The organism is Pseudomonas protegens CHA0 (assembly GCF_000397205.1).
Classification (GTDB): domain Bacteria; phylum Pseudomonadota; class Gammaproteobacteria; order Pseudomonadales; family Pseudomonadaceae; genus Aquipseudomonas; species Aquipseudomonas protegens.
In genome coordinates this window covers 2,453,661-2,466,868 of record NC_021237.1, presented here as the reverse complement: position 1 = coordinate 2,466,868, position 13,208 = coordinate 2,453,661, and the positions used below count along the sequence as shown (strand labels likewise).

The window sequence follows — 13,208 nt, the reverse complement described above, 5'->3', positions numbered from 1 at the left end:
AAAAAAGTGCGATGGCCGCGGCCGGCCATCGCCAAATCGCTCGTTTACGAGCGTCGCAACTGACCGGGAGAAACAATGATCTTGACGTTGTGTTCCTTGTTGTTGACCAGTTCCTCGAAGCCCTGGCCAACGATCTCTTCCAGTTGGATGCGCCCGGTCACCAGGGGCGAAATATCCAGCCGGCCATCGGCGATAAAGGCGATCACATCGGCGAACTCACCGTTGTAGGCCAGGGCCCCCAGCACCGTTTTCTCGGTGGCCACCAGCTCGAAGAAGTTGAACTCGCTGGGCTCTTCGAATATTCCCACCATCACGCACTTGCCGGCCTTGCGGATCAGGTCGATGGCCAGCTTGGCGGTGTGCTTGTTGCCGATGCACTCAAAGCTGACATCGGCCCCCAGCCCGCCGGTCAGGCGCTTGACCTCGGCCAGGGCATCGCACTCCTTGGGGTCGAGCACGTGGGTCGCGCCCACCTCCAGGGCCTTGGCCTTGCGCGCGCCGGACATTTCCAGGGCGATCACCTGGGCCGCGCCGGCGGCTTTGGCGCACATGATGGTGCACAGGCCGATGGTGCCGGCGCCGACCACCACCACGTTCTGCCCCAACAAACTGCCGGCTTTTTTCACCGCGTGCATGCCCACCGCCAGCGGCTCGATCAGCGCTCCGGCCTCGGCGGGAAAGTTGGCCGGCAAGGCGTACAGCAGGTTGGCCGGCACGTTGACCAATTCGGCGAAGGCGCCGTTGTTCATCAGCCCGGTAAAGGCCAGGTTTTCGCAGATGTTGTACAGGCCGTGGGTGCAGTAATAGCAGGTGCCACAGTGCTGGCAGGCGTCGGCTGCCACCGGCTGGCCGAGGCTGAAACCCTGGACCCCTTCGCCCAGGGCGACGATTTCGCCGCAGAACTCGTGGCCGAGGATGCACTGGCCCTTGATCCCGGTCAGCGGGTGCGGTGCGTCCACCGGAATGAACACCGGCCCGGCCACGTATTCGTGCAGGTCGGAGCCGCAGATGCCGCACCAATCGACGCGGATCTGCACCCAGCCGGCAGGCGGCGCCTCGGGCAGCGGTACGTCTTCGACGCGGATATCGTGGCGGCCGTGCCAGACCGCGGCACGCATGCTGGGAACAGGCTTGAGGGAAACACTCATCTTGGCTTCTCCTTATTCTTGTAGAGCTGCGACGGCCCCCTGGCCGCCGCAGAACACCTCAGTGCTGCTGGATAAAGTCGAGGATCAGGCGGTTGACCTGCTCCGCCGCTTCCATCTGCAGCATGTGCCCCTGCCCCGGCAGCACCTCGATCTGCGCCTTGAGATCGGCGCTGTGGCTCACCGGAATGATCCGGTCGTCGCTGCCCCAGATCACCAGCACCGGCTGCGGGCCGTCCTGCACCACCGGGCGCAGGTCGGCCTGCTGGCGGCCGTCGGCGAACAGCTGTTGCGCAAGCTGCCCGAGGGCCGCCTGCACCCCTTCCAAGCGCTTGTACTTGAGCATGTCGTCGAGCATCTGCCGGTTCACCAGCTCGGCGTTGGAGAACAGCTGCACCAACTGCGGCTTGAGCGCATTGCGGTTGCTGGCCTCGACAAAGCCTTGCAGGTAGTCGCCGTTGATCTCGCGGCCCAGCCCGGCGCTGCCGATCAGGGTCAGGGTGCGCACGCGGTCCGGCGCCAGCCGCGCGGTGTTGAGGGACACCGCGCCGCCCATGGAGTGGCCCACCAGATGGACCACGGGAATCTCCAGGTGATCCAGCAGCGCCAGCAGCACCTGGCTCAACTCGTCCAGGTCGCCCCGTTGCAGGGCCTTGGCCGACTCACCATGGCCCGGCAGGTCGAGGGCAATCACCCGGCGCCCGGCAGCCAGGGCTTCGTGGTTGAACAGCCAGTTGTTGAGGTCGCCGCCAAAGCCGTGCACCAGCAACAGCGGCGTACCGCCTTCACCGCGCTCGAAATAACGGATCAGGCGGCCGCCCAGTTCGACCTTCTGCGGCGCCGGGCCGCTGTCTTCATCGGCGCTGTCGCCGGGCACGAAGCTGGCCTGGAACTGCTCGATCACCGCGTCGATCTCGGCGTCACTGGCCTCGCCTTCGACCACGATGCCCAGCAGCGCGCCCACCGCCAGGGTCTCGTCCTGGCGGGCGATCTGCCGGCGCAAGATGCCGGAGAACGGCGCCTCGACGCTGCTGGATATCTTGTCGGTCTCCACGTCCAGCACTTCATCGCCCTTGCTGATGCTCTGGCCTTCTTCCTTGAGCCAGGCATCGACCCGGCCCTCGGTCATCGACAGGCCCCACTTGGGCATGGTCAGGGTATGGATCTGGCTCATCAGCGGCTCCACTCGATCACAGTGAGCACGGCTTTCTCGATCTTCGCCGCGTCGGGGATGTACAGGTCTTCCAGGGCGTCGGAGAACGGCACTGGGGTGTGGGGCGCGGTGACCATTTCAATCGGCGCCTTGAGGGAGGCGAAGGCTTTCTGCGCCACCAGCGCCGAAATGTCGGTGGCCATGGAGCAGCGCGGGTTGGCTTCGTCGATCACCACCAGGCGCCCGGTCTTCTCCACGCTTTCGAGGATGCTGTCTTCATCCAGCGGGCTGGTGGTGCGCAGGTCGATCACCTCGCAGTCGATACCGCGCCCGGCCAAGCTGCGGGCCGCGTCCAGGGCGGTGTTCACCGTGCGCCCGTAGGACACCAGGGTCACGTCCTTGCCGTCGCGCAGGAAGTTGGCCTCGCCGAAGGGAATCGCGTAGGACTCCTCCGGCACTTCGCCCTGCAGGCTGTAGAGCAGCTTGTGCTCGCAGAAGATCACCGGGTCGTTGTCGCGGATGGCCTGGATCAGCAGGCCCTTGGCGTCGTAGGGCGACGAGGGGCAGACCACTTTCAGCCCGGGGATGTGGGTCCACAGCGAGGTGAGCATTTGCGAGTGCTGGGCCGCGGCGCGCAGGCCGGCGCCGACCATGGTGCGGATCACCAGCGGGGTCTGGGCCTTGCCGCCGAACATGTAGCGAAACTTCGCCGCCTGATTGAGGATCTGGTCCAGGCAGCAGCCGGCGAAGTCGACGAACATCAGCTCGCACACCGGGCGCACGCCACGGGTGGCGGCGCCGACCGCGGCGCCGACGTAGCCGATCTCCGATAGCGGGGTGTCCAGCACCCGCCCGGGGAATTGATGGTAGAGGCCCTTGGTCACCCCGAGCACGCCGCCCCAGGCGTCGTTGTCGCCGGGGGCGCCGGCGCCGCCCGCCACGTCTTCGCCCATGATGAACACGCTGGGGTCGCGCCGCATTTCCTGGGCCAGGGCTTCGTTGATGGCCTGCTGGTAACTGATTTTTCTCGCCATGATGGTGGTCTCTTGTTGTTCTATGGGGCGTTAGGGGTAGGCGACGTACACGTCGCTGAGCAGGTCGGCGGGGCTCGGCTTGGGGTCGGTCTTGGCCTTGCGCACCGCGTCTTCGATCAGCGCTTCCACGTCGGCATCGATCTGGTCCAACTGGCTGGCCTGCACCAGGCCCGAACGGGTGGTGCGCTCGCGGAACTGCATCAGGCAGTCGTTGTGCTCGCGGTAATGCTTGACCTCATCCGGCGCGCGGTAGGTCTGGGCGTCGCCCTCGAAGTGGCCGTAGTAGCGGGTCAGCTTGACCTCAATCAGCGACGGCCCCTCCCCGGCCCGGGCCCGCTCCACGGCGGCGCCGGCAGCTTCGTGCACGGCGAAGAAATCAAAACCGTCCACCGTCACCCCGGGCATGCCGAAACCGGCGGCGCGGTCGGCGATGTGGTCGCAGGCCACCGACCAGTTGGAGGCCGTGGCTTCGGCGTAGCCGTTGTTCTCGGCGATGAACAGGCACGGCAGGTTCCACACCGAGGCCATGTTCATGGCTTCGAACACCGCGCCTTCGTTGGAGCCGCCGTCGCCGAAGAACACCACCGACACACCGTCGGTGCCTTGCAGCCGGGCGGCCAGGGCCGCGCCCACCACCAGCGGCGCACCGGCACCGACGATGCCGTTGGCGCCGAGCATGCCCTTCTCGAAATCGGCGATGTGCATGGAGCCGCCCTTGCCCTGGCAGACCCCGGTCTTCTTGCCGTAGATCTCCGCCATCATCCCGTAGACGTCCACGCCCTTGGCGATGCAATGGCCGTGGCCACGGTGGTTGGAGGCGATGCAGTCGTCGTCCCGCAGGTGGGCCATGACTCCGGCGGCCGAGGCTTCTTCCCCGGCATAGAGGTGGACGAAACCGGGGATCTCGCCGGTGGCGAATTCCACGTGCAGGCGTTCTTCGAATGCGCGGATGGTGCGCATCACCCGGTAGGCGTGGAGCAACTGGTCAGTGGTCAGGGGTGTCGACATTTTTATTCTCCAGGGTGTCTTCGGACTGAAGGTTCACGGGGTGTTGCCGGTGATGGCGGTCGATGGCCAGCAGGCGCTGGCGCGCCGCGTGTTCCAGGACCGCGTTGACGTCAATGCTCAGCGGGCCGCCGGCATCCAGGGTGACCGTGGGCCGGTCGTGGGGGTTGAACTCGATCTCGCGCTCGCCATCCAGGGCCAGAGTGCCGGCGTTCAGGCACAGGGGCTGGGGCACATCGGGTTGCAGGTAGCCGGCCTCCAGCACCCCGCAGCCCTGCAGCAGGCCGGGGGCCAGGGGCACCAGCAGCGCCTCGGGGGATTGCGGGTCCAGGCGCATCCAGGCGCCGTGGGGTTCCTGGCGGGTGACCGGCAGCCACAGCCCGCAGAGCGCGGAAATGCCGATGGACTGCGGTTCGGCGAAGGTCACGAAGACCTCGGCCAGATCGCTGGCGCGGCTGATGGCCCGGGCGCCGACAAAGGCCAGGGGCGACACCGCCACATCCACCAGGGCCACTTCGCACAGGCCCCGGGACGGTTCGCGCACCAGCAGGCGCTTGTTGCGCCGCAGGGCGATCTCGGCGGGCACCCGGCCGCTGGCGTAGAGCCCGCCGGCCAGCCCGGCGCTGGTGGCTTCGCGCAGTTCCGGAAAGGCGTTGTTGGTGCCGGTGGACAGGGTCAGCAGCGGAATATCGCCGACCTCAGCAGCCACCGCCTTGTGGGTGCCGTCGCCACCGAGCACGGCGATCAGCGACACCCCGCGCTCGGCCATCCAGCGCGCTGCCTGGCGGGTGTCCTCGACGCTCTGGCGCAGGGTCAGGTCGAGGAACTCCAGGGCCGGCCAGTGCTGCTCCCGGGCCTGGCGGCTGCGGCTGTTCTTCTGCACCGCGGCGGCGATGCCGGTCATGTCGGTGGGCATCAGCACCTGCTCGATGCCGGTGGCGCCGAAGGCCGCCAGCAGGCGCTGGATCACCGAGACCTTGTCGGTGCTGGAGAACAGGCCGGCGTTGGCGGTGAGGCGGCGCACATCACGGCCCGAAGCCGGGTTGGCGATGATGCCGACGGTGAGGGGGCGGCGGTTCATGGGCTCACCGCGGGCGGAGCACAGGCAGGAGAAAACATCGGGCACCTCGTTCTTATTCTTCGATGGGCCAGTCGGCGCGGGTTGCCGAGAACTGGTTGCCAAGAGCCAGAGCAAGGCCGGTGCCAGTTATGGAAAAACCGCTGCAAAGGCCCGTGGCAGAGCGGCTGTTGCACTCGCCTGCAGGTGTCGGGAAGCCCTGCGCCTGAGACGTTGCATGTCAGGCTGCACGGGGCCTTGGCGAGACCCTGAGACGTTGCGTCTCAGCGCCCCCACGGCGGCGCCCGGTGCTTGTCGGGAGCCGCGGATCGGCGCTTAATGCGCCCACAACGATAAGAAGCTGCAACCGGAGGCCTTCATGCTTTCCGCACATTCAAAAGCCCATGTGGACTGCGTCAGCCGGGTCCTGAAAAACGCCGATCACCTGCCCCAGGCGCCGGTGCCGAGCCTGATCCTCGATTCCTGGCGCCGCTCCATGGAGCAGCACCAACTGGACCCCGGCTCGCTGCAGGGGCCGCGCATCCTGTCCGAAAACGTGCTCAAGGAATGCCGCGAGCGTTCCGAGCTGTTCCTGCGCATCGCCAGCGAAGAAGTGGCCCGCCTGCATGGCCGGGTGCGCGACGCCGACTACTGCGTGCTGCTCACCGACGCCCAGGGCCAGACCATCGACTACCGGGTGGAATCCACCCTGCGCAACGACTGCCGCAAGGCCGGGCTGTACCTGGGCACCTGCTGGTCGGAGGGTGAAGAAGGCACCTGCGGCGTGGCGGCGGTGCTCACCGCGCGCACGCCGATCACCGTGCACAAGCGCGACCATTTTCGCGCCGCGTTCATCGGCCTGACCTGTTCCGCCGCCCCGGTGTTCGACCCCCAGGGCGAGTTGCTGGGGGTGCTGGATGTGTCGGCGGTGCGTTCCCCGGACGACCGCCGTTCCCAGCACCTGATCCGGCAGATGGTGGTGCAGAGCGCGCGGGAGATCGAACAGGCATTCTTCATGAACAGCGCCCAGGGCTACTGGGTGCTGCGGGCCCATGCCAGCCCCGGCTATGTCGACAGCCAGCCGGATTACCTGCTGGCCTGGGACGACGACGGTTGCCTGCGCGCGCTCAACCCGGCGGCGCGCCATTACCTGCTGCGCCGCTATGGCCGCTTGCCGCAGCACATCGCCCAGGTGTTCGACCCGCAGCTGTTGCAGCGCGCCCGCGACGAAGCCCTGTGCCCCCTTTCCGATAACCTCCACGGCCGCCTGCAAGCGCCAAGGCGCCCGGCACAGCGCCCGCGCCTGAGCCTGGCCGGAGAACCGCTGGACCCGCGGGTGGAACAGAGCCTGCGCCTGGCGGTGCGGGTCAAGGACCGCCACCTGCCGGTGCTGATCCAGGGCGAGACCGGTTCCGGCAAGGAAGTCTTCGCCCGCCAGCTGCACCAGGCCAGCCAGCGTCGGGACCGGCCCTTTGTCGCGGTGAACTGCGCGGCGATCCCGGAAAGCCTGATCGAGAGCGAGCTGTTCGGTTACGTCGCCGGGGCCTTTACCGGGGCCTCGAACAAAGGCATGCAGGGGCTGCTGCAACAGGCCGATGGCGGCACCCTGTTCCTCGATGAGATTGGCGACATGCCCCTGGCCTTGCAGACCCGCTTGCTGCGGGTGCTGGCCGAGGGTGAAGTGGCACCACTGGGGGCCTCACGGCGCCAGTCAGTGGATATTCAGGTGATCTGCGCCACCCACCGCGACCTGGAAGCGCTGGTGGCTGAAGGCGGCTTTCGCGAGGACCTGTATTTTCGCCTCGGCGGCGCGCGTTTTCAGTTGCCGCCGCTGCGCGAGCGCAGCGACCGGCTGGCGCTGATCACCCGGATTGTCGAAGAGGAATCCAAGCGCTGCGGTGCGCCGGTGCAACTGGGCAATGCGGCGCTGGAATGCCTGCTGGGCTACCGCTGGCCGGGCAACGTGCGGCAATTGCGCCATGTGCTGCGCTATGCCTGCGCGGTGTGCGAAGGGCCGCTGATCCAACTGCATGACTTGCCCGAACAACTGCGCGGCGCCGAGGCCGAAGGCGCCCTGCCCGCCCTGGAAACCGCCACCAGCCCCGAGCGCCAGGCCCTGCTGGACGCCCTGGTGCGCCACCGCTGGAAACCCGTGGCGGCAGCCAAGGCCCTGGGCATTTCCCGCGCCACCCTGTACCGCCGCGTGCAGCAGCACGGCATCCAGATGCCCGGCCGCAGCCCGGCCTAACCCACACCGACCGTAGGCGCCGGCTTGCCGGCGAGCAGGCCCTTGGATGGGGCGGTGATCTTGCGGGCGCCTTCGCTGGCAAGCCAGCTCCTACAACGGACTGCGTGACGGGACGAAATCCGTAGGAGCCGGCTTGCCGGCGAATGGGCCCTGGGATCAGGCGGTGATCTTGCGGGCGCCTTCGCTGGCAAGCCAGCTCCTACAAGGGACTGCATGACGGGACGAAATCCGTAGGAGCCGGGATGTCGTGGAATCAGGCGGGGGCTGGCTGGAAACGGGCGCGGTAGCGCCCGGGGCTTTCGCCGGTCCATTTCTTGAACGCGCGGTGGAAGGCGCTGGGCTCCTGGAAGCCGGTGAGTTCGGCAATCTCGCTGATGCTGGCCGCCGAGCGGCGTAGCAGCTCGACGGCGACACCGCGGCGTACTTCGTCCTTGATCTCCTGGTACGAGCCGCCCTCGCGCTCCAGGCGCCGGCGCAGGGTGCTGGCGCTCATCTGCACTTCGCGGGCGAAGGCTTCCAGGGTCGGCCACTGGCTGTAGTGGCTGCCCCGCAGGCGCTGGTGCACCTGGGTGGTCAGCCCGTGCTGGTTGCGAAAGCGGATCACCAGCCACTGCGGTGCGCTGCGCAGGAACACCTTGAGCGAGGCCAGGTCCTGGACCACCGGCAGGCGCAGGAAGCGGCTGGCGAATTCGATCTCGGTGCGCCCGGCGTTCCAGCTCAGGTTGCTGCCCCACAGCAGCGCATCGTCGCTGAGGCTCAGGCGTGAATGACGAAAATCGGCGCGGTCGATGGGAATCCGTCGCCCGCCGAGCCAGCACAACAGGCTGATAACCAGCACCAGCAGGGTTTCCTCGGCGTAGTGGCTGCGCAGCGGGTCGGCGCAGCGGCTGTCGAGGCTGATCACCGCACGCTTGCCCCGCAGGCTGAGGCTGGCACCGACGTCCCGCAGGAACAGGCCGAAGTTGTTCAGGCACTGGCGCAGGGCTTTTTCCAGGTTGGGCTCCTGGATCAGCCCGCGGCAGATCAGGGCAAAGGCCCCCGGCGGCATGCCCCGGGAGTCGAGCTGGAAGAATTCGTCCTGCAACTCGCGGATCTGGATCAGCCACAGCGCGGCAAAGGCACTGCCGGGCACCCGTGCCCGGGGCTGGTCGAGCAACGCCGGGTCGATGCCGGCCTCGCGCAGCACGGCCGCCAGCCGCGCCGGCTGCTGGCGCAGGGCGTGGGTCATCACCCGGACAAAGTAGACCGCGACCGAATCCGATTCACGCATGTAGAGGCTGTGCTCCCGTAGCTGGACCTATGGCAAAAAACGCCAGCACGCTTGACCGCTTTCGGCATAGGCCGGCCACCGCGCCGGGCTCTAGACTCGCGCTGGATAACGCGCTGTGCAAGGCAAACGCGCCATGCTCCGCGAAGGCAATGAACAAAGGAAGAGCTGAAGATGAATCTTGCGAATATCGGGGTGATCGGCGCCGGCACCATGGGCAACGGCATCGCCCAGGTCTGCGCCCAGGCGGGCTTTGACGTGACCCTGCTGGACATCGCCCAGGGCGCCCTGGAAAAGGCCCTGGCCACCATCGGCAAGAACCTCGACCGCCAGGTGAGCAAGGGCACCCTCGGCGAAGACGACAAGCTCGCCGCCCTGGGCCGGATCCGCATCAGCACCGACTACGGCGTGCTCAAGGATGCGCAACTGGTGATCGAAGCCGCCACCGAGAACCTCGACCTCAAGCTCAAGGTGCTGCAGCAGATCGCCGCCCAGGTCAGCGCCGAGTGCGTGATCGCCTCCAACACCTCGTCGCTGTCGATCACCCAACTGGCCGCCAGCGTCAGCGCGCCCGAGCGGTTCATCGGCCTGCACTTCTTCAACCCGGTGCCGGTGATGGGCCTGATCGAAGTGATCCGCGGCCTGCAGACCAGCGACGCGACCCACGCCCTGGCCATGAATATGGCCCAGCGCCTGGGCAAGACCGCGATCACCGCCGGCAACCGCCCGGGTTTTGTGGTCAACCGCATCCTGGTGCCGATGATCAACGAGGCGATCCTGGTGTTCCAGGAAGGCCTGGCCAGCGCCGAGGACATAGACGCCGGCATGCGCCTGGGCTGCAACCAGCCGATCGGCCCGCTGGCCCTGGCCGACCTGATCGGCCTGGACACCCTGCTGGCGATCCTTGAAGCCTTCTACGACGGCTTCAACGACAGCAAGTACCGCCCCGCGCCGCTGCTCAAGGAAATGGTTGCCGCCGGCTACCTGGGGCGCAAGACCGGTCGGGGTTTCCATCACTATGGCTGAGCGTTGCTCACGCTTTGCCGAAAGCCGCGACAAGGCCCTGGAGCTGTTCGCCAGCAAGGGCTTCGGCCAGGTCGGCATGCGTGAGCTGGCGAGCCATCTGGGGCTGACCCCGGGCTCGCTGTACCACCATTACCCGAGCAAGCAGCACCTGTTGCTGGACCTGATCGAGGAGTTCTTCGATGAGCTGCACAGCACCCTCAAGCGCCTGCAACGGCGCAAGTTGCAGGGCGACTGCCTGCCGGCGCTGATCCGCGCCCACCTGAAGCTGCACCGGGAATTGCCGCGGCATTTCCGCCTGGTGGAGCGCGACAGCGGCTGCCTCAATCCCGACCAGCAACTGCGGGTCGGGCAATTGCGCGAACGCTACGAACAACAGCTGGTGCAGTTGCTGGGCACCCCGACCGGCCTTGGCCCACAGGCGCAGCGCGCCGCGGCCCATGCTTTGGCCAACCTGCTCAACAGCGCCCCCAGCTGGTTCAGCGAGCAACCCCTGGCCGAGCGGGAACGCGAAGCCCTGTTGGAAAACCTGCTGAGCGGCGCCATTGAGCGGCTGCTGGGCGGCGTGCCCGTGCGCAGCGCGGTGGCCTGAACCTCAGCGCAGGTGCAGCGGGTCTACCAGCCCGGCGGCAATGGCCATGCCCACCAGTTCCGGCAGGTGTTCGGCCTGCATGCGTTTCATCACCCGTGAGCGATACAGGTCGATGGTCTTGATGCTGACCCCCAGTTGCTCGGCAATTTCCCGGTTGGTGTAGCCCTGCACCAGCGGCAGCAACACGTCTTTCTCCCGTGGCGTCAGGCTTTCCAGCAACCGTTGCACCCGGGCCTGCCCGGCACTCTGGTTCTGATGGCGGTCGGCGCGGCTCAGGGCCTGCTGCACGCTGTCCAGCAACAGCTGTTCGTTGTAGGGCTTTTCAATGAAATCCACCGCCCCGGCCTTGAACGCGCGGACCACGATGGGCACGTCGGCGTGGCCGCTGACAAAGATCAGCGGCAGGCGGATATCGCGCTGGCGCAGCTCTTCCTGGACGTTCAGCCCGCCCATGCCGGGCATGCGCACATCCAGCAGCACGCAGGCGTTCAGGCTCGGGTCGCAGTGTTCGAGAAACTCGCGGCCACTGGTGAAGGGCAGCGCCTTGAGCCCCACCGACTCCAGGAGCCAGACGGTGGAGTCGAGCATGCCCGGGTCGTCGTCGACCACATACACCAGTTGCTGCGCCACACTCGTCATTGCCTTGCTCCTGTCGTTGCGGGGGAAGTTGCCTGGGACGTTGCCGAGGGGTCGGCCGGGGCACTGGCCGGCAGCCGGCAGCACATGCGCAGGCCAATGGCCTGGGGCTGGGCCTGCAAGTCGCCGCCAAAGCCCTCGACGATGCTGCGGCTCATGGACAGCCCGAGCCCCAGGCCATTGGCCTTGCTGGTGTAGAACGGGGTGAACAGCTGCGGCAGTTGCTCGGCGCAGACACCGGGGCCCTGGTCGCTGACGCTGATCTGCACCCCGCCTTCGGCCGTCGCCTCGGCGGCCAGCACAATGTGCGAGCCCTGCTGCCCATGCACTTCGCGGTTGGCCTCGATGGCGTTGCGCAGCAGGTTCAGCAGTACCTGCTCCAGCAGCACCCGGTCGGCGTACACCGGCGGCAGATTATCCGCCAGCTGCAAGTCGATCGTCACCTGGCTGGCCTGGGCTTCCCAGGCACACAGGCGCACGGTTTCCCGGGCCACTTCGGCGATGTCCAGGGCCTGCACCCGGCGCCCGCCCTTGCGCAAAAAGGCCCGCAGGCGCTTGATCACTTCGGCGGCGTGGGTCGCCTGCTCGGCAATCCGTTCCAGGCCCTGGGCCACCTTGCGGGCGGCCTCTGGCTGGGTGCCCAGGGCCTGCAAGTAGCGCTGGCTGGCATTGGCGTAGTTGACCACTGCGGCCAGCGGCTGGTTGATCTCGTGGGCGATACCCGAGGCCAGTTCGCCCAGGGTCACCAGGCGCGCGGTGTGGGCCAGTTCGTCCTGGTGATGGCGCTGCTGGGCTTCGCGCAGTTCGCGCTCGCTCTGGTCGTGGGCCACCAGGGAATAGAAACGCTCGCCACTGGCCGCGCGGTGGGCCAGGAGCATCAGCGAGACCGGCACCGAGGCGCCGCCGGCCGGCGGTTGCAGGCGCGCCTCGATGTTCCAGCGGCCGCTGTGTTCAGCGCGGTCCCAGCCTTCGCGTTGCAGGCTGTCGAGTACCGCAGCGCTGAGGATGGCCGCCAGTGGCGGCATTGCCTGCCCGTCGCCGAGCCCCAGGGTGCGCCGCGCCGCCGGGTTGAGGTAGGTGACCGCGCCGCCGGGCTGGATGAACAGCACCGGGTCGGGGTTGGCCTCTACCACTTCCGCCAGGCGCCGCTTGTTCTCTTCGGCCTGGACCCGGGCGGTGATGTCCCGGGACACCGCCACCACTTCCACCACGGTGCCGGTGTAGGTGTCGCGAATGCCGCGGCAGGCGGTTTCGAACCACAGGTAGTGGCCGTCGCGATGGCGGATGCGGTAGGTCATGGTGTGGTAGCCGTCCTGCTCCAGGGCATCGCGGGAGCGCTGCATCAGCCCGGCCAGGTCCTGGCTGTGGAACAGGCTGCGGGCCAGGCGCCCGCGCAGTTGCTCGGGCCAGTAGCCGAGCAGGGTCCAGGAGGCCGGTGAGGCGTCGAGGAAGCTGCCGTCCGGGGTGTGCCGGGAAATCAGGTCAGTGGTGTTTTCGGTGATCAGGCGGTACAGGCGCCGGGCCTTGGCCGACTCGCGCTCGGCCCGGACCTGGGCCGTGGCTTCCTGGCAGCGCGCCAGCACCCGCTGGCGATGCGGATCGGGGATAAAGCTCCAGAGCAGGATGCGCTCGCCCCACTGGGCTTCCACCTGCTCGATGGCCCGCTGCTGTTCCAGGCAGGCCCGCACCAGGGCCGGGTGGTTGACCGGCAGCAGGGCCGCGAGATCGCCAGTGGCAGCATCGTCCAGCCACTGGCGCAGTGCCGGGTTGAGGTCCAGCGGCTGCGCCTGGGCGTCCAGCAGCAGGCTGGGTTGCGGGTCGTGGCCGAGCCAGGGCGAGTCCGGCAACTGGCCTTCACGCTGCAGGCGCAGCCAGTGACGCAGGTGGGTAGAGTCGGGCATGGTCGATCAGTCTCGCGGCCGGAAGGGTAGGTTCTTTTTATAGTACAACTACTATACAACTCAGGTAGTACTTCCATATCAATCGACAAACAGTATATAAAAGACCCCGGATAAGTCACCGAGCTTTCGCTGGGTGTGCTGCGTACC

At 67.4% G+C, this 13,208-nt stretch carries 10 protein-coding genes and 1 pseudogene; 3 read left to right on the top strand and 8 right to left on the bottom strand.

Annotation, left to right across the window (positions count from 1 at the left end; translation table 11 throughout):
- Window positions 1-44: 44 nt before the first annotated feature.
- The 5 genes and pseudogenes from PFLCHA0_RS11120 to PFLCHA0_RS11100 all read right to left on the bottom strand — a co-directional run bounded on the left by PFLCHA0_RS11120 (window position 45) and on the right by PFLCHA0_RS11100 (window position 5,418).
- Window positions 45-1,118, bottom strand: a complete 1,074-nt coding sequence (locus tag PFLCHA0_RS11120) for a 2,3-butanediol dehydrogenase (protein ID WP_230493602.1) — start codon at window positions 1,116-1,118, stop codon at window positions 45-47.
- An 88-nt stretch (window positions 1,119-1,206) separates the two neighbouring features.
- Window positions 1,207-2,319, bottom strand: a complete 1,113-nt coding sequence (locus PFLCHA0_RS11115) for an acetoin dehydrogenase dihydrolipoyllysine-residue acetyltransferase subunit (RefSeq protein WP_015634961.1) — start codon at window positions 2,317-2,319, stop codon at window positions 1,207-1,209.
- Window positions 2,319-3,332 carry an alpha-ketoacid dehydrogenase subunit beta gene (locus PFLCHA0_RS11110; protein ID WP_011060471.1) on the bottom strand — a complete coding sequence of 338 codons (1,014 nt, stop codon included), beginning with the start codon at window positions 3,330-3,332 and terminating at the stop codon, window positions 2,319-2,321. The genes PFLCHA0_RS11115 and PFLCHA0_RS11110 overlap by 1 nt, the downstream gene beginning before the upstream one ends.
- A gap of 30 nt (window positions 3,333-3,362) precedes the next feature.
- Window positions 3,363-4,340 (bottom strand): thiamine pyrophosphate-dependent dehydrogenase E1 component subunit alpha, encoded by a 978-nt coding sequence (locus tag PFLCHA0_RS11105; RefSeq protein WP_019094732.1) that lies wholly within the window; start codon window positions 4,338-4,340, stop codon window positions 3,363-3,365.
- A 2-nt stretch (window positions 4,341-4,342) separates the two neighbouring features.
- Window positions 4,343-5,418, bottom strand: a pseudogene (locus PFLCHA0_RS11100) (ATP-NAD kinase family protein).
- A 355-nt stretch (window positions 5,419-5,773) separates the two neighbouring features.
- On the opposite strand from PFLCHA0_RS11100, the gene PFLCHA0_RS11095 reads away from it, so the two are divergent.
- The gene (locus PFLCHA0_RS11095) at window positions 5,774-7,642 is read left to right on the top strand and encodes a sigma-54-dependent Fis family transcriptional regulator (protein WP_015634957.1); all 1,869 of its coding nucleotides are present in this window, start codon (window positions 5,774-5,776) and stop codon (window positions 7,640-7,642) included.
- A gap of 253 nt (window positions 7,643-7,895) precedes the next feature.
- Here the strand turns inward: PFLCHA0_RS11095 and PFLCHA0_RS11090 are convergent, their stop codons facing one another.
- Window positions 7,896-8,912: an AraC family transcriptional regulator gene (locus PFLCHA0_RS11090; protein ID WP_015634955.1), complete on the bottom strand. Its 1,017-nt coding sequence runs from the start codon at window positions 8,910-8,912 to the stop codon at window positions 7,896-7,898.
- Window positions 8,913-9,083: 171 nt separating this feature from the next.
- Between PFLCHA0_RS11090 and PFLCHA0_RS11085 the strand changes: the two genes are divergently transcribed.
- Together PFLCHA0_RS11085 and PFLCHA0_RS11080 are read left to right on the top strand one after the other, a co-directional pair.
- A complete protein-coding gene (locus PFLCHA0_RS11085) occupies window positions 9,084-9,935 on the top strand; it encodes a 3-hydroxybutyryl-CoA dehydrogenase (protein ID WP_015634954.1) in 852 nt (283 codons plus the stop codon).
- Complete coding sequence (locus PFLCHA0_RS11080) at window positions 9,928-10,524, top strand: TetR/AcrR family transcriptional regulator (RefSeq protein WP_011060465.1); 597 nt, start codon at window positions 9,928-9,930, stop codon at window positions 10,522-10,524. The genes PFLCHA0_RS11085 and PFLCHA0_RS11080 overlap by 8 nt, the downstream gene beginning before the upstream one ends.
- 3 nt (window positions 10,525-10,527) lie before the next feature.
- Here the strand turns inward: PFLCHA0_RS11080 and PFLCHA0_RS11075 are convergent, their stop codons facing one another.
- Window positions 10,528-11,163: a response regulator transcription factor gene (locus PFLCHA0_RS11075; RefSeq protein ID WP_015634952.1), complete on the bottom strand. Its 636-nt coding sequence runs from the start codon at window positions 11,161-11,163 to the stop codon at window positions 10,528-10,530.
- Complete coding sequence (locus PFLCHA0_RS11070) at window positions 11,160-13,061, bottom strand: PAS domain-containing sensor histidine kinase (RefSeq protein ID WP_015634951.1); 1,902 nt, start codon at window positions 13,059-13,061, stop codon at window positions 11,160-11,162. The genes PFLCHA0_RS11075 and PFLCHA0_RS11070 overlap by 4 nt, the downstream gene beginning before the upstream one ends.
- Window positions 13,062-13,208 lie beyond the last annotated feature (147 nt).